11 protein-coding genes and 1 pseudogene are annotated in these 16,709 nt (G+C 65.0%); 5 read left to right on the top strand and 7 right to left on the bottom strand.

The genetic code is table 11. The features are described from left to right. Positions 1–143 precede the first annotated feature (143 nt). Positions 144–1,112: a sugar phosphate isomerase/epimerase family protein gene (locus tag B8V81_RS12320; protein WP_028597941.1), complete on the top strand. Its 969-nt coding sequence runs from the start codon at positions 144–146 to the stop codon at positions 1,110–1,112. A gap of 122 nt (positions 1,113–1,234) precedes the next feature. On the opposite strand, the gene B8V81_RS12315 is transcribed toward B8V81_RS12320, so the two are convergent. Next, positions 1,235–1,450: a hypothetical protein gene (locus B8V81_RS12315; protein ID WP_028597942.1), complete on the bottom strand. Its 216-nt coding sequence runs from the start codon at positions 1,448–1,450 to the stop codon at positions 1,235–1,237. A gap of 394 nt (positions 1,451–1,844) precedes the next feature. Between B8V81_RS12315 and B8V81_RS12310 the strand changes: the two genes are divergently transcribed. Continuing rightward, positions 1,845–3,464, top strand: a complete 1,620-nt coding sequence (locus tag B8V81_RS12310; protein WP_028597943.1) for a nitrite/sulfite reductase — start codon at positions 1,845–1,847, stop codon at positions 3,462–3,464. Between the two features lie 1,272 nt (positions 3,465–4,736). On the opposite strand, the pseudogene uvrA reads toward B8V81_RS12310, so the two are convergent. Further along, positions 4,737–7,574 (bottom strand): annotated as a pseudogene (gene uvrA / locus B8V81_RS12305) (excinuclease ABC subunit UvrA); the annotation flags it as partial. 103 nt (positions 7,575–7,677) lie between these two features. Beyond that, on the bottom strand, positions 7,678–9,681 hold the full coding sequence (gene uvrB, locus B8V81_RS12300) for an excinuclease ABC subunit UvrB (RefSeq protein WP_101808478.1): 2,004 nt from the start codon (positions 9,679–9,681) through the stop codon (positions 7,678–7,680). 323 nt (positions 9,682–10,004) lie between these two features. On the opposite strand from uvrB, the gene B8V81_RS12295 reads away from it, so the two are divergent. Beyond that, complete coding sequence (locus tag B8V81_RS12295; protein ID WP_052333034.1) at positions 10,005–10,826, top strand: flagellar motor protein; 822 nt, start codon at positions 10,005–10,007, stop codon at positions 10,824–10,826. Next, a complete protein-coding gene (locus B8V81_RS12290; protein WP_101808477.1) occupies positions 10,810–11,607 on the top strand; it encodes a flagellar motor protein MotB in 798 nt (265 codons plus the stop codon). Before B8V81_RS12295 ends, B8V81_RS12290 begins: the two co-directional genes overlap by 17 nt. A 97-nt stretch (positions 11,608–11,704) precedes the next feature. Here B8V81_RS12290 and B8V81_RS12285 read toward each other — a convergent pair whose 3' ends face one another. The 4 genes from B8V81_RS12285 to B8V81_RS12270 form a co-directional block, all read right to left on the bottom strand. Beyond that, positions 11,705–12,388 carry an ABC transporter permease gene (locus tag B8V81_RS12285; protein WP_101808476.1) on the bottom strand — a complete coding sequence of 228 codons (684 nt, stop codon included), beginning with the start codon at positions 12,386–12,388 and terminating at the stop codon, positions 11,705–11,707. After that, a complete protein-coding gene (locus tag B8V81_RS12280; RefSeq protein ID WP_101808475.1) occupies positions 12,381–13,304 on the bottom strand; it encodes an ATP-binding cassette domain-containing protein in 924 nt (307 codons plus the stop codon). The genes B8V81_RS12285 and B8V81_RS12280 overlap by 8 nt, the downstream gene beginning before the upstream one ends. Before the next feature lie 103 nt (positions 13,305–13,407). Beyond that, positions 13,408–14,349 (bottom strand): sensor histidine kinase, encoded by a 942-nt coding sequence (locus B8V81_RS12275; RefSeq protein WP_101808474.1) that lies wholly within the window; start codon positions 14,347–14,349, stop codon positions 13,408–13,410. Next, positions 14,346–15,056 (bottom strand): response regulator transcription factor, encoded by a 711-nt coding sequence (locus B8V81_RS12270; protein WP_101808473.1) that lies wholly within the window; start codon positions 15,054–15,056, stop codon positions 14,346–14,348. The genes B8V81_RS12275 and B8V81_RS12270 overlap by 4 nt, the downstream gene beginning before the upstream one ends. Before the next feature lie 133 nt (positions 15,057–15,189). Between B8V81_RS12270 and B8V81_RS12265 the strand changes: the two genes are divergently transcribed. Continuing rightward, entirely contained in the window at positions 15,190–16,671 is a 1,482-nt protein-coding gene (locus B8V81_RS12265) for a carboxylesterase/lipase family protein (RefSeq protein ID WP_101808472.1), read from the top strand. Positions 16,672–16,709: the final 38 nt, after the last annotated feature.

Below are 16,709 nucleotides of genomic sequence, written 5' to 3'. Positions count from 1 at the left end.
AATCCCTCCGCTTTCTTTGTCCACTTTTTATGCGATTTTGCCGCAACCCGCTTCTGCGGATGAATGCAGCGCCGCGGGCATGATATAATGAACTCGTTTGAAACGATAGCGCTACCATCACCCGATCGGGAGGTTTTCCACTTATGAAGCTTGGCGTATTTTCGGTTCTGTTCGCTCAGAAATCGTTCGAGGAATCGCTCGACTACATCGCAGCCAAAGGGCTGGACGCATTGGAAATCGGCACCGGCAACTATCCCGGCAGTCCGCATCTGGATCTGGACGAGCTGCTCGCCGACGACGGCAAGCGCCGCGCCTTCAAGCAGGCGGTCGAATCGCGCGGTCTCATCATCTCCGCGCTGAGCTGCCACGGCAACCCGCTGCACCCGCAAAAAGCCATTTCGACGGAGCATGACACGATCATCCGCAAGACGATCGAGCTGGCGAACCGGCTCGAAGTGCCGGTCGTCAATACGTTCTCCGGCCTGCCCGGCGACCATGAGGACGCGAAGTATCCGAACTGGCCGGTCGCGCCTTGGCCGAACGACTTCCAGGATGTGCTCAAGTGGCAGTGGGAGCAGAAGGTCATTCCGTACTGGAGCGAGATCAACGGCATCTCCGAAGCGGCCGGCGTCAAGATCGGCCTCGAGCTGCACGGCGGCTTCTCCGTCCACACGCCGGCGACGATGCTTCGCCTGCGCGAAGCGACGGGCAAGGCGATCGGCGCCAACCTCGATCCGAGCCATATGTGGTGGCAAGGCATCGATCCGGTCCAGGCCATCCATATTCTTGGCCGCGAAGGCGCGATCCATCACTTCCACGCCAAGGACACGACGATCGACCCGATCAACGTCAACAAGCACGGCGTGACGGACATGCAGTCCTACACGCAGATGCTCGACCGCGCCTGGCAGTTCCGCTCCGTCGGCTTCGGCCACGACCTCAAGGTATGGGCGGACATCATCAGCGCGCTGCGTCTGGTCGGCTACGACTATGTCGTCAGCATCGAGCATGAGGACGGCCTGATGAGCGTCGAGGAAGGCTTCAGCAAAGCGGTCGCCAACCTGCAGCAAGTGCTCATCCGCGAGCCGCTCGGCGAGATGTGGTGGGTGTAAGGCCCAAGATGAAAAAAGCTTCCCCGGCTCCTGCGAGCGCGGGGAAGCTTTTTTTTGCGGAGTCGAGCTCGCGTCCGGACAGGACGCCCTGCCGCAGGAGCCGTTATGTACGGCTGTGGAGCCTAGATGCCCATCCAGATCTTGACCATGAAGAAGTCGACGATGAGGAATACGAGCAGGCAAGCGGCCGTCCAGCCGATGGCGAAGATGTTCTTCTTCTTCTGCGCGACGAGACGCACCAGGCCGAGGGCGATGAGGATGGTGAAGATGACCATGAAGATGTCGAAGGTGTTGAACGTGCTGCTTGTTGCTTCTAGCTCTTCTGCTGCAAGGAACATGGGGTGCTAACCTCCCGGATTAAAGTGCTGGTTGAGACCGCTTCCGACCGGACGCGGCGCGAGCCTTCCGAGGCTTGGCGATCCCTCCTCGAAGGGGGGCCCCCTCTATGGCTACATATAAGACTATGGTATCTTTTAGGCGGACAGGATGCAAGATGTTTTCGCTCTGTAACCGCTTTGCCACAATTTTGTCACCATATAGGTTGCGACAGAGTCGATGTTCCTATTCCTGGCGTTTATAAAAAAAGCCGATCGCCTGCATCAGCAATCGTTATAGCAGGCATCGCGCGCGTTGTTCCCATTTCTACGCCGGTATGGTACGATCGGATTAGCATAATCACACCTTTTTTATCGGAATTGATGCAGGCACCACTAGACCGGGAGGTTCAAGATCATGGCTTACGAAACGCCCTGGATGAGCGATCCGTCCAAGCTGAATAAAATGGAGCTGTGGAAGATCGAGAAGGACGGCCTCGACGTCATCCGCACGATCATAGAGAAGTATGCGCTGGAAGGGTACGACTCCATTCCCGAGGACGATATGAACCGCTTCAAATGGGCCGGCGTCTACGAGCAGAAGCCGCGCGACGGCTACTTCATGATGCGCATCCGCATCAACTCCGGCGTGCTGACGTCGACGCAGGCGCGCGCGCTCGCCTCGATCGGCCGCGACTACGGCCGCGGGCTGATCGACGTGACGACGCGCCAGGCGATCCAGTACCACTGGCTGCGCATCGAGCACATGCCGGACATCTTCAAGCGTCTCGAGGAGGTCGGCCTGTACAGCTACGAGTCCTGCGGCGACTGCCCGCGCACGATCGTCGGCAACCCGCTGCAGGGCATCGACAAGGACGAGCTGATGGATACGACGGCGCTCGTGGAGGAAGTGAACGATTTCTTCCTCATGAACCGCGACTTTTCCAACCTGCCCCGCAAATACAAGATGTCCATCTCTGCCAACATCTACAACAACGCGCACGCGGAGATCAACGACCTGGCCTTCACCCCGGCGGTCAAGGAAATCGACGGCGAGGAAGTCATCGGCTTCCACGCCTGGGTCGGCGGCGGTCTGAGCGCCAAGCCCTACTTGGCCAAGGAGCTCGACATCTTCGTCCGTCCGGAGGAAGCGCTCAAGGTCGCCGTCGGCGTCACGACGCTGTTCCGCGACCATGGCTACCGCGAGAAGCGCCATCACGCGCGCCTCAAGTTCCTCGTGGCGGACTGGGGACCGGAGAAGTTCCAGGAAGAGCTGCTCAAGCTGATCGGCGACATGCCGTCCAAGGGCATCAGCAAGACGGTCGGCTGGCAGGCCGCTTACTTCGACGGCGTGCACAAGCAGAAGGACGGCCGCAACTACATCGGCCTCAACGTGCCGGTCGGCCGCACGAACTCGGATGAGCTGGAGCAGCTGTGCGACATCGCCGAGCAATACGGCGAGGGCAAGATCCGCACGACGATGTCCCAGAACATCATCATCACGGGCGTCAAGGACGAGGATCTGGAAGCCGCGCTGGCCGCTCCGGTGTTCCAGCGGCTGACGCCGGATCCGAAGCCGTTCATGAGCCGTACGGTCAGCTGCACCGGCAACGAGTTCTGCAACCTCGCCATCGTCGAGACCAAGGAGCGCGCCCGCCGCGTCGCCGAGTACCTGGACGAGAACGTGCAGCTCGACGAGAAGATCCGCATCCACTTCATCGGCTGCCCGAACGGCTGCGGCCAGAAGCATATCGCGGACATCGGCCTGCAAGGCTCGCTTGTCAAGACGCCGGAAGGCATGGTCGACGCGTTCGACATCGCCGTCGGCGGCATCCTCGGCCCGGGCGCCGTGCTGAACAAGCCGCTCAAGGGCCGCGTCAAGGGCGACGACGTGCCGGCCGTGCTTGCGGAGCTGATCGAGTTCTACAAGCAAGGCCGCGAAAGCGGCGAGACGTTCCATGCCTACGTCCTGCGCGTCGGCGTGCCGGCGTTCCAGGAGAAGCTGACCGAGCTGCTGGCGGCGAAGGCGGCCGGCTGAACGAATTCGTGTTGGAAATTGAGCTCGGCCCTTTCGAGGGCCGGGCTTTTTTGTCGTGGCAGGGTTGCTGCACGGCGTTGGGCTGTGTGGCGGAGTGCTGCATGGCGGACTGCTGCGTGCGGATTGCTGCGTGGCGGTTGCCGAAGACGATCAGTTTCAGGGGGGCACGTCCGCGAAAGCCGCTCCGAGGATGGAGACTCCTTCCGATTCCGCTGAAGCCCAGATTCCTCTGATCTCCCTTCCCGAAACGGAAGGAATCTGGCCTTCAAGGGAACCGCTGCCGCTTCTCCAGGAGCCCTCCATCCCCTCCGCTCCCCGCCTCTCTCCGCTAGCCAATCGGTTTTCGGACATTCCAGAGCATCCTGAGCCAGATGGCGTTGCAGTTGGTCAAAAGCTAACGACGCGTCAGACGCTTACAAGGCCATTTGGGCTCTATCCGCCCAGCTAACGATTTTTCAGATTGTTAGCCGCAGAAATCGACCCGTTTTCGGAGATATTCCGCCCCATTCTGCCGGCTAAGCGTCTGATTCGTCGTTAGCTTCCAGAAAGACAGGATATTGAGTTTCTAAGCCCACCAGCCGTCGTTAGAGCTTTGAATCTAAAATTGCCCGCTCAATCTGCAAAAGTCGGCGTGGAACAGCCGGCGTCGCCAGCGACCCGCAGGCGCCAGCTCGCTGCTCGCCAAAATGAAAAGCCTGCGCATCCATCCACAGGATGCGCAGGCTTTTAAAGCTGAGGCAGACCCAAATGCTCAGAGCTCCGGGCTGAGCGGAACCGCTGCTTGACAGCCGCAGCCGCCGGGGCCTTGGGCTGGCCGGGAGCCGGCAGCCCGCGCGCGGCACCCTGGAAGCCAGGCTCAGCCTGACGCCTCCCGCCCCCGGGGCTTTGGCTGTCCGGAAGCCGGCAGCTCGCGCGCCGCCGGGACTGGGGCTGTCCGGAAGCCGGCAGCTCGCGCCGCGCCCTGGAAGCCAGGCTCAGGCTGACGCCTCCCGGCCGCCGGGACTGGGCCGGCCGGCGTCAGGCGCCGCCGGAGCCCTTGGGCTTGCGGCCGCGCTTCTTGGGCGCGGCGGCGTCCGCGGCGTAGGCGGCGCTGCTCTCCGCCGCCAAGGAAGCTCCGCCAGGCGCGGAAGCGTCGCCGGCGGGCTTGCGCGGACGGCCGCGCTTGGCGCCGGCAGCCGCAGAGGCTGCGGCCGGCGCCGCCTCCGCCGCCGGCTCGGCCGCTGCGCCGACCTCGGCCGCGGCTTGGAGCGCCTCCGCGCGGGCGCGCGCTTCCTGCGTGCGGGCGCGGTCGCGCTCGAGCACCGGCCCGAGGTATTTGCCCGTGTACGAGCCCTCGACCTGCACGAGCTGCTCCGGCGTGCCGGTGCCGACGATCATGCCGCCGCCGCTGCCGCCCTCGGGACCGAGGTCGATCAGGTAGTCGGCCGTCTTGATGACGTCGAGGCTATGCTCGATGACGAGCACGGACTCGCCGGAGTCGACGAGCCGGTGCAGGACGAGCAGCAGCCGGTCGACGTCGTCCATATGCAGGCCGGTCGTCGGCTCGTCGAGGATGTAGAACGTGCGGCCGGTGCTGCGGCGGTACAGCTCGGAAGCCAGCTTGACGCGCTGCGCCTCGCCGCCGGACAGCGTCGTCGCCGGCTGGCCCATGTTCATGTAGCCGAGGCCGACGTCGAGCAGCGTCTGCAGCTTGCGGTGGATCTTCGGCAGGTTGCGGAAGAAGTCGGTCGCATCCTCGATCGTCATGTCGAGCACGTCCGAGATGCTCTTGCCCTTGTACTTGACCTCCAGCGTCTCGCGGTTGTACCGCTTGCCCTTGCAGATCTCGCACGGGACGTAGACGTCCGGCAGGAAGTGCATCTCGATCTTGATGATGCCGTCCCCGCGGCAGGCCTCGCAGCGGCCGCCCTTGATGTTGAAGCTGAAGCGGCCCTTCTTGTAGCCGCGCACCTTGGCCTCGGTGGTCGAGGCGAACACGTCGCGGATGTCGTCGAACACGCCGGTGTACGTCGCCGGGTTGGAGCGCGGCGTGCGGCCGATCGGCGACTGGTCGATGTCGATGACCTTGTCCACCTGCTCGAGGCCGCGGATCTCCTTGTGCTCGCCGGGACGAACCTTGGCCCGGTTGAGGTCGCGGGCCAGCGTCTTGTACAGGATCTCGTTGACGAGCGTCGACTTGCCGGAGCCCGAGACGCCGGTGACGGCGGTGAACACGCCGATCGGAATCTTGACGTTGACGCCCCTCAGGTTGTTCTCGCGCGCGCCGCGGATTTCCAGCCACTTGTCCCCGACCGGACGGCGCTGCTCCGGCACGGCGATGAACTTGCGCCCGCTCAGGTACTGGCCGGTGAGCGAGTTCTCGTCGGCCATGACCTCCTGCGGCGTCCCCTGCGCGATGATGTGTCCGCCGTGGATGCCGGCGCCCGGCCCGATGTCGATGATGTAGTCGGCGGCGAGCATCGTATCCTCGTCATGCTCGACGACGATGAGCGTGTTGCCGAGGTTGCGCATATGCTCCAGCGTGCCGATCAGCCGGTCGTTGTCGCGCTGGTGCAGGCCGATGCTCGGCTCGTCCAGGATGTAGAGGACGCCCATCAGGCTGGAGCCGATCTGCGTGGCGAGCCGGATGCGCTGCGCCTCTCCGCCGGACAGCGTGCCGGCCGCGCGGGCCATCGTCAGGTAGTTCAAGCCGACGTTGACGAGGAAGCCGAGCCGGCTGTTGATCTCCTTGAGGATCAGGTTGGAGATCATGCGGTCCTTCTCGCTCAGGTCGAGTCCCTCGAAAAAGTCCTTGGCATCGCCGATCGACAGCGAGGTCGCGTAGGCGATGTTCCGGCCGCCGACGGTGACGGCGAGGCTTTCCTTCTTGAGGCGATGGCCTTTGCAGGTGCCGCAAGGCTTGGCGCTCATGTACTCCTCGATGTACTCCCGCATCGAGTCGGACGCCGTATCGCGGTAGCGGCGGGCGAGGTTGTTGACGACGCCCTCGAACGGCACGTACGCCTCCTTGCGGAAGCCGAAGTCGTTCTCGTACTGGAAGCGGACCTTCTCCCCGCCGGTGCCGTACAGCAGCTTTTTCATCTGCTCGTCCGTCAGCTCGCGGACGGGAACGTCCAGCGGGATGCCGTAGTGCTTGCAGACGGACGCCATGAACTGAGGGTAGTAGTTGGACGTGCTGCCCGCCCACGCCTCGAAGGCGCCGCCGGCGATCGTCTTGGAGCTGTCGTGGATGAGCAGGTCCGGGTCGACGATCATTTTGGCGCCGAGCCCGTCGCAGTCGGGGCAGGCGCCGAACGGGCTGTTGAACGAGAACATGCGCGGCGACAGCTCGTCGATGCTGAAGCCGCATACCGGGCAGGCCAGATTGGAGCTGAACAGCAGCTCCTCCTGGTCGATGACGTCGACGATGACCTGTCCCTCGGACAGCTTGAGCGCCGTCTCGAGCGAGTCGGCCAGCCGGACGCGCACGTCGTCCTTGACGACGATCCGGTCGACGACGACCTCGATGCTGTGCTTCTTGTTCTTCTCGAGCTCGATGCTCTCGCTCAGTTCGCGCAGCTCGCCGTCCACGCGCACGCGCACGAAGCCCTGCTTCTGGATGTCCTGCAGCAGCTTGCTGTGCTCGCCCTTGCGTCCGCTGACGATCGGCGCGAGGATCTGCAGCCGCGTCCGCTCCGGATACTCCAGGATGCGGTCGACCATCTGCTCGACGGTCTGCGACGTGATCTCGATGCCGTGCTCCGGGCAGTGCGGCTTGCCGATGCGGGCGAACAGCAGGCGCAGATAGTCGTAGATCTCCGTCACCGTGCCGACGGTCGAGCGCGGGTTGCGGCTCGTCGTCTTCTGGTCGATGGAGATGGCGGGACTCAGCCCCTCGATGGAGTCGACGTCGGGCTTCTCCATCTGGCCGAGGAATTGTCGGGCATAGGCCGACAGCGACTCGACGTAGCGGCGCTGGCCTTCGGCGTAGATCGTGTCGAAGGCGAGCGACGACTTGCCGGAGCCGCTCAGGCCGGTCAGCACGACGAACTTGTCGCGCGGGATGGTGACGTCGATGTTTTTCAGGTTGTGGGCTCGGGCGCCCTTGATCTCGATCCGATCGCTTGCCACAGTGGGGTTCCTCCCTATCGAAAATGGAAGGCCCGGAACGCCCGGGCCTTACCTGTATCTATGCCGGGCCAAAACGCCTGCTCCGAATGTCGGGCGGGCCGCCTCAGCCTTCCTCCGCCCGCAGCTCGAGCAGCGCGTCGCGCAGCTCCGCCGCCCGCTCGAACTGCAGGCTCTTGGCCGCTTCCTTCATCTCCGCCTCCAGGCGGTTGATGACTTGCTGGCGCTCCTTCTTGGTCAGCTTGCCGCCGGAGATGCCGTCGAGCACGCCTGACTTGGACTCCGCCGACTTGGTCGCCTCGATCACCTCATGGATCCGCTTGCGGATCGTCTGCGGCGTGATGCCGTGCTTCTCGTTGTACGCCTCCTGGATGGCGCGGCGGCGCTGCGTCTCGGAAATCGCCCGCTCCATGGAGTCGGTGATCTTGTCGCCGTACATGATGACCCGCCCCTCGGAGTTGCGCGCCGCGCGGCCGATCGTCTGGATGAGCGAGCGCTCCGAGCGCAGGAAGCCTTCCTTGTCGGCGTCGAGGATCGCGACGAGCGACACCTCGGGCAGGTCGAGCCCTTCGCGCAGCAGGTTGATGCCGACGAGCACATGGAACGTGCCGACGCGCAGGTCGCGCAGGATCGCCATCCGCTCCAGCGTCTTGATGTCGGAGTGCAGGTAGCGCACCTTGATGCCGACTTCCTTGAAATAGTCGGTCAGGTCCTCGGACATCTTCTTGGTCAGGGTCGTGACGAGCACGCGCTCGTCCTTGGCGATGCGGTCGCGGATCTCGCCGAGCAGGTCGTCGATCTGGCCCTTGGTCGGGCGCACCTCGATGATCGGATCGAGCAGGCCGGTCGGTCGGATGATCTGCTGCACCGGCTCATGCGGCGACGTCTCCAGCTCGTACGGCCCCGGCGTCGCCGAGACGTAGATCGTCTGCTTGTCCTTGGCCTCGAACTCCTCGAACTTGAGCGGCCGGTTGTCCATCGCCGACGGCAGCCGGAAGCCGTGCTCCACGAGCACCTCCTTGCGCGCGCGGTCGCCGTTGTACATGGCGCGCACCTGCGGCAGCGTCACATGGGACTCGTCGATGACGATCAGCATGTCGTCGGGGAAATAGTCCATGAGCGTATACGGCGTGGCGCCGCGCTCGCGGAACGTGAGCGGCCCGGAGTAGTTCTCGATGCCGGAGCAGAAGCCCATCTCCTGCATCATCTCGATGTCGTAGCGCGTCCGCTGCTCCAGCCGCTGCGCCTCCAGCAGCTTGCCGTTCTCCCGCAGCTCGGCGAGCCGCTCCTCCAGCTCCCGCTCGATGTTGACGAGCGCGATCTTCATCTTGTCCTCGTGGGTGACGAAGTGGGACGCCGGGAAGATCGCGACATGGTCGCGCTCGCCGACGATCTCGCCGGTCAGCACGTCGATCTCCGTGATGCGCTCGATCTCGTCGCCGAACAGCTCGACGCGGATCGCCCGCTCGTTGTTCGCCACGGGAAAGATCTCGACGATGTCGCCGCGCACGCGGAACGTGCCGCGCACGAAGTTGATGTCGTTGCGCTGGTACTGGATGTCGACGAGCTTGTGCAGGATCTCGTCGCGGCCCTTCTCCATGCCCTTGCGCAGCGACAGCACGAGGCTGCCGTACTCCGACGGCGAGCCGAGGCCGTAGATGCACGACACGCTGGCGACGATGATGACGTCGCGGCGCTCGAACAGCGAGCTGGTCGCGGAGTGGCGCAGCTTGTCGATCTCGTCGTTGATGCTGGAATCCTTCTCGATGTAGGTGTCGGTCGACGGGAGGTAGGCTTCGGGCTGGTAGTAGTCGTAGTAGCTGACGAAGTAGGAGACGGCGTTGTCGGGGAAGAACTCCTGGAACTCGCTGCACAGCTGCGCCGCGAGCGTCTTGTTGTGGGCGATGACGAGCGTCGGCCGGTTCAGCTGCGCGATCGTGTTGGCGATCGTGTAGGTTTTGCCCGTGCCGGTCGCTCCGAGCAGGATCTGATGCTTGCGTCCCTCGCGGACGCCCTCGACGAGCCGGCTGATCGCGCCCGGCTGGTCGCCCTGCGGCGTGTAGTCGGACTTCAGCTGGAAAAGCTTGGGCTGCTGAGCCTTCTCGGCCATAGGCATGGCTCACCTCTTCCTCGATGAATGACGCGGAAGTCCTGGTCCCAAAGTCCCGGTTCCGCGAATGAAATCTATTATTATATGAGTAAATCCCTATTTATCTGTATGCCCAAAACGGCCGATAAATAAGAGGAATCGTCTCGAATCCGCAGGCGGGACCTCGATAAGAATGTCTGTTCCCGTCCCTCATTATACCGGGTAGAAAACCCGCTTGCAATAAGGCGAGACAGCTTTGCCAACAACTGGCGCCCGGCAGCTCTCCTGCACACGGGAGAGCGCATCCTTTTTTATACGACAATAGCGGGAGCGTGAACCATCGCATGGACTTGACGACTGTCATCGGCATCATCGCCGGCATCGCGGCCCTGCTCGGAGGGTATCTGTGGGAAGGAGGAGAAGCCCACGGCCTCGTGGAGAAGACGGCGATCCTGATCGTCTTCGGCGGCACGTTCGCGGCCGTCGCCGTCAGCTTTCCCGCCGCCCGGCTGCGCACGATTCCGGCGGCGCTGCGGCTCGCGTTCCGCAAGGACCGCAACACCGACCGGGAAATCATCGAGCGCCTCGTCGAAATGGCGACGATCGCGCGCCGCGGCGGCGTGCTGGCGCTGGAGACGCATGCCGGCAAGGAGGACGAGCGCTTCCTGCGCGACGGCGTGCTCATGGTCGTGGACGGCACCGATCCCGACCTGACGCGCGAGATTCTCGAGCTCGAGATCGCGGCGCAGGAGCGGAGCCACGAGCAGCAGGCCAAAATCTTCGAGAGCGCCGGCGGCTACGCGCCGACGATGGGCATCATCGGCACCGTCATGGGGCTGATCAACGTGCTCGGCGACCTGCATGATCCCGGCTCGCTCGGCTCCTCGATCGCGGTCGCCTTCTCGGCCACGCTGTACGGCGTCGCCTCGGCGAACGTGCTCTATCTGCCCCTCGCCTCCAAGATCAAGACGCGCAGCCAGGAGCGGATCCTGCGCATGGAGATGATGATGGAGGGCATTCTCGGCCTGCAGGCCGGCGACAACCCGCAGCTCATCCGCAAGAAGCTGCAGTCGTTCGTCGTCGTCGACGAGCCGCTGCGGCGGGCGGCGCGGCCGGCGCAGGGCAAGGCGGACGGAAAGGCGGAAGAAAATGCGGCGCAGGCGTAGCCGCAGGGGCGGCCAGGGCGCGGAGCCCGAAAACCACGAGCGCTGGCTCATCACCTATTCCGACCTGATCACGCTGCTGCTCATCTTTTTCGTCGTGCTGTACGCGATGAGCCAGCTGGACGTAAAGAAGTACGAGGTGCTGGCGCAGTCGCTGCAGCTCCAATTCGCCAAGTCCGACTCCGTCATTGAAGGCGGCAAGGGGCTGACGGGCGAGCTGCTGGCGAGCGGGGCGACTCCCGTGCCGTCCCATAGCGCCAAGCCGCGCGCCTCGGAGTCGCCCCAGCAGCAGCTGAAGCGGCTGCAGGAGGAAGAGCTGCAGAACCTGCTCAAGCTCATCCAGACGTACATCCGGGAGCATAAGCTGCAGGACAAGGTGACGGTCGCCGACACGCCCAAGGGCATCGCCATCCGGCTCAACGACCTGTTCCTGTTCGATCTCGGCAAGGCGAAGCTGAAGCCGGAGGCGACGCCGGTGCTGGACCGCCTGTCGACGCTGTTCCGCTCGCTCGGCAACACGGTCAGCGTCGAGGGCCACACGGACAACCTGCCGATCGCCGCCGGCGGGCAGTACGGCGACAACTGGGAGCTGTCGGCCGCCCGCTCGCTGTCGGTGCTGCACTATTTCATCGGGACGAGCAAGCTCGCCCCGGACAAGTTCGAGATCGCCGGCTACGCGGACACGCGGCCGGTCACCTCCAACGCCACCGAGGCGGGACGGTCCAAAAACCGCCGCGTCGAGATCACCGTGCTGCGCGCGAGCGCGGACGCGGGCGGCAGCTGAGTCCCTTTTCATCCAAACAAGCCCCGAGGGAGCGATCCGATCGCTCCCTCGGGGCTTGTTTTTTGTTCCGGCAGTCGGCGGATGGGGCGGATCGCGCTCAGGCGTCGCCGAAGCGCTCGATCGTGGAGACCGCCGCGAACGCGCTCAGCAGGCCGAGCAGGCACAGCGCGGCTGTCGTCAGGACGGGATCGAGCGAGAGGCCGAGGAGCGGGGAAAGATTTTGGAACTGCGCCAGGAAGATGGCGATCAGCACGGCGGGAATCGTCGCCCTTTTCCAGACGCCGAACACGAACAGCGGGATGTGGCTGATGACGGCGATCGCGGCGGAATGAAGGACAGCCTTCGCCACATAGCCGGCCACGGCGCCCGCCGTGAGCTTCCCTCCGATGAAGCCGAAGCTTTCGTTGAGCAGGAGCGTCGAGACGCCGACCAGCACGAACGACAGCAGCGTCCCGGCGAAGACGAGCAGCGAGATGAGCAGCGCCTTGGCCAGGAACAGCCGGCGGCGGGGGATCGGATAGCCGTAGGACAGCGAGATCGTCCGGTTGCGGAACTCGTCGATGACGACCTGGTTGATGAGCGACGCTCCGAACAGCACGTACGAAAGATGCATCGAGACGATCAGCCCCGTGATCGCGGCGTAGTCCTGGCCGAAGTCGGCGCTGACCGAACGGGCGAACAGCATCGGCAGGAACAGCATCACCGCCACATAGACGGCGTACTCGCCGACGATGTTCAGCCGCTTCAGCTTCCTCCATTCGAGCTTCATCAAGTTAGCCAATGCGATCGCCCCCCGTGATCTGGTGATAGAAATAATCCTCCAGCGTGCCGACATGCTTCTGGATGCCCTCGATCTCGACGTCATGCAGCACGAGCATCCGCGAGATCTCGCTCTGGGAGCGGCTCAGGTCGTAGACGCGCAGCCTGCCTCCGCCCAGCAGCTTCAGGCTCGCGATGCCGAGCTCATGCTCCAGCAGATAGGCGGCCCGCTCGGCCTGCGGAGTCGCGATCTCGATATAATCGGTGCGCTGCTTGGCGATGTCCTCGAGGCTCATCTCCGTCGTCAGCCGTCCCTCCGAGACGACGCCGATCCGGTCCGCGACCTGCTCGATCTCGCTCAGGATGTGGCTGGACACGAGGAAGGTGATGCCGTACTCCTGGTTGAGCATCCGTACCAGATCGCGCATGTCCTTGATGCCGACCGGGTCCAGGCCGTTCGTCGGCTCGTCGAGGATGATCAGCTCCGGCTTCGTTATGACCGCGCGGGCGATGCCGAGGCGCTGCTTCATGCCGAGCGAGAACTCCTTCACCGGCCTCGCTCCGGCGTCCTTCAGCCGCACGAGCTCCAGCGCCTGCGCGATCGCCTGCTCGTCGTAGAAGCCGAGATATTCGGCATGCAGCCGCAGGTTGTCGATCGCACCCATATGTTCGAAGAAGACCGGATACTCGATGATGCTGCCGACGCGGCTCAGCGCCGACTTGGAGCTTGCCGTCAGCCGCTGGCCGAACAGCGAGATCTCGCCCGCGGTCGGCGCGACATGCCCCGCCAGCATCTTCATGATCGTGGTCTTGCCGGCGCCGTTCTGCCCGAGCAGGCCGTACACCTCGCCTTGGCGGATGCGCAGCTCCACGTCCGCGACCAGCTTTCTTCCCTTGACCGTCCGGCTCAAGCCCGTCGTATGGACGATGTCCTTCATCTTGCCCCGCCTCCTCGTCTGCTTCCTAGCTTCTGATCTCATCTTAGTCAGGAGAGATGTCTTATTCCTGTCTGGATCCTGACAAGTTTCTTACGTTTGCGGATCAGAAGCTCAGCTTCGGAAACGAGACGACGAACGAGGTCCGCTCATAGGGCACGCTGCGCAGCGAGATCGAGCCGCCCATCGCCTCGGCCAGCCGCTTGGTGATGCTGAGCCCGAGCCCGCTCCCCTGAAAGCGCGGATTGCGGGAGTCGTCGAGCGTGTACAGCCGCTCGAACACTCGGTCGTGGTGGACTTCGGCGATGCCCCGCCCGCGGTCCCACACCTCGATCTCCACCGTTTCGCCGCGGTCGCGGAGCGTCAGGCCGAGCGCCTTTCCCTCGCCGCCGTAGCGGATCGCGTTGGAGATGAGGTTGCGGAGGATGCGCCCCAGCGCCTCCTCGTTGCCGAGCATATGGAGAGGCTCGTCCGGAATGTCGAGCTCCACCTCGAACCCGCCGGACTCGAGCAGCTCGTAGAACTCCAGCACGTTCCGCCGGCAGAGCTCGTTCAGCGCCAGCTTGGTCTTGGGCATCGCATAATCGTCCGAGTCCATCTTGGCGAGGTCGAAAAAGCGGTTCATCAGGTCGATCAGGGACAGCACCTTCGCCTGCAGCGCCTCCACCGTCCGCTCCCGCTCGGCGGCGTCCAGCTCCTCCCCGCGCCGCAGCTTCTCCGTGTAGCCGAGCAGCACCGCCAGCGGCGTCTTCAGGTCATGCGACATGTTGGAGATCATCCTGCGGGAGCTTTCCTTGGAACGGGAAAACTCCGCCGCCGTCCGCTGACCGCGGTCCAGCAGGCGGTTGAGCTGCAGCAGCAGCCGGCGCAGCTCGGCGCGCTCGGTCCGCAGCAGCACCTTTTCGGCGCTGCCGCTCCGCAGGATCTTCTCCAGCCTGCGGCCGATCTCGTCCGCATCGCGGCGTTCCCGTCGGCGCGCGGCGTACAGATAGGCGCAGGCTGCGGCCAAGGCCGCGCAAGCGAAGGCGAGCGCGACCGCCGCCGTCATGGCCGCTCTCCCAGCTTGTAGCCGATGCCCCAGACCGTGCGGATGAAGACGGGGCTGGAAGGATCCTCTTCGATCTTCTCGCGGAGGCGCCGGACATGCACGTTGATGACGTTCTCGTTGCCGTAGTAGTCCTCTTCCCAGATGGACTGGTAGATCTGCTCCTTGGTGAACACGCGGCTCGGGTACGTCAGGAACAGCTTGAGCAGCTGGAACTCCTTGGCCGTCAGCTGCGCCGACCGCTCCCCGATCCGGACCGAGTAGGTGTCCAGATCGAGCTCCAGCTCCCCGTGCCGAAGCGCCTTCGGCGCGGAGACGGGAGCGGCGGCCGGCGCGCCCGCGTAGCGGGTCGCCCGGCGGATGGCGGCCTGCACCCTCGCGGTCAGCTCGATCATGGAGAACGGCTTGCTCAAGTAATCGTCGGCGCCGAGGCCGAGGCCGAGCGCTTTGTCGAGATCGCTGTCCTTGGCGGAGAGGATGAGCACCGGCACGAGGCTCGTCTCCCGCAGCGCTCGCAGCACCTCCATGCCGCTCCGCTTCGGCAGCATCAGATCGAGCAGCACGAGGTCGAACTCGCGGCTCGCCAGCTGGGCGAGCGCCTCCTCCCCGTCCAGCGCGGCCTGCACCTCGCAGCCTTCCCGCTCCAGATGCTCCGCTACCAGCCCGCTGATCTCCTCATCGTCCTCGACGAGCAGAATGCGCGTCGTCATGGCTTCCTCTCCTTTCATTCGCGCTTGGCGTTGACGGTCCCATCCGGCCAGGGCGGATTTCACCCCTGCCTTCCGCGCGTGGTATACTCCTTAACAAGTGAAAGATTCGGCAAGCGAAAGGATGATACACCGAATGGACTCCCTGCACATCCGCTCCCGCAGCGGCACGCTTCAAGGCATCCGCGCGAACGGGACGCGCGCGTGGAAAGGCATCCCGTTCGCGCAGCCGCCCGTCGGCGATCGGCGCTTCCGCCGGCCGCTCCCGCCCCAGCCTTGGGCAGGCGTGCGCGACGCCTCGCAGCCGGGGCCGCTCGCCCCGCAGCCGATCGACCCGACCGGCGGCTCGTTCGGCATCCCGCGCACCGGCATTCCGCAGTCGGAGGACTGCCTCTATCTGAACGTCTGGGCGCCGGAGGAGCCGTCCGCGGAGCCGCTGCCTGTCATGGTGTGGATTCATGGCGGCTCGTTCGTCACCGGCGGCGGCGGGCTGCCGGTCTACGACGGCGCGAGCCTCGCCCGCCGCGGCGGACTGATCGTCGTCAGCATCAGCTACCGGCTCGGCGCGCTCGGCTTTCTCCACCTGGGGCCGCATGCGGACGAGTCCGATCCCGACGGCTACGTCAGCAACGCCGGCCTGCTCGACCAGATCGCCGCGCTGCAATGGGTGCAGGCCGACATCGGCGCCTTCGGCGGCGATCCGTCCCGCGTCACCGTGTTCGGCGAGTCCGCCGGCGCGATGAGCATCGCCGCGCTGCTGGCGATGCCTGCCGCCAAAGGGCTGTTCGCCCGAGCCATCCTGCAAAGCGGCGCTTCCCAGGCGCTGCCCGACAAGCAGGGCCGCGTGCTGGCCCAGGCCTACTTGGACATGCTCGGCGCGCAATCGCCGGAGCAGCTCGCCGGCCTGACGGCGGAAGAGCTGCAGCAGGCGGCCGACCGGCTCAAGCGCGCGGCGGGCGAGAGCGCGATCATGCTGTTCCAGCCGGTCGTCGACGGCCGGACGCTGCCGGCTCCGCCGGTGGAGGCGGTCGCGGCCGGCTCGGCGGCCGGCGTCGACCTGATCGTCGGCATCAACCGGCATGAAGGCGCGCTGTTCGTGCGGCCGGGCATGAAGCTGCTCTCGGACGAGCAGAACGCTCGCGCCTACGTCGCCGTCACCGGCGCGCCGGAGGCGGCCGGCTGGGTGCTCGACTATCCGCGCACGACCGAAGGCCAGCAGCAGGCGATGACCGACCTGTTCTTCCTCCGCTCGGCGCTGCAGCTGGCGGAGGCTCAGCTACGCTACGGACGCGTCTGGTTTTACCGCTACGACTTCGTCTCGCCCGGCCATCCCGTGCTGCAGACGGCGTTCCATGCGGCGGAGGTCCCGTTCGTGCTCGGCAACCTGGAGCTGCTGCGCGAGCATGGCTGGACGATCGACGAGCGCATGGAGCGCGTGTCGGCGACCGCCATGGACGCCTGGCTCGCATTCGCCCGCAGCGGCAGCCCCGCGACGGCGGAGCTGGACTGGCCGGCGTACGAGGCGGAGCGCCGCGCGGTCATGCTGCTCGACGCCGACAGCCGCGTCGAGCTCGATCCGGAGCCGGACAAGCGGGCGCGGCTGACGGGACGGAGCTAGGCAGAGCCCGATCCATAACATTCCGAAGGGACGCGAAA

Source organism: Paenibacillus pasadenensis, from assembly GCF_002864175.1.
Classification (GTDB): domain Bacteria; phylum Bacillota; class Bacilli; order Paenibacillales; family Paenibacillaceae; genus Paenibacillus_O; species Paenibacillus_O pasadenensis.
Note: the sequence above shows the minus strand (reverse complement) of the source record. Positions and strands in the feature narration are given on the sequence as shown.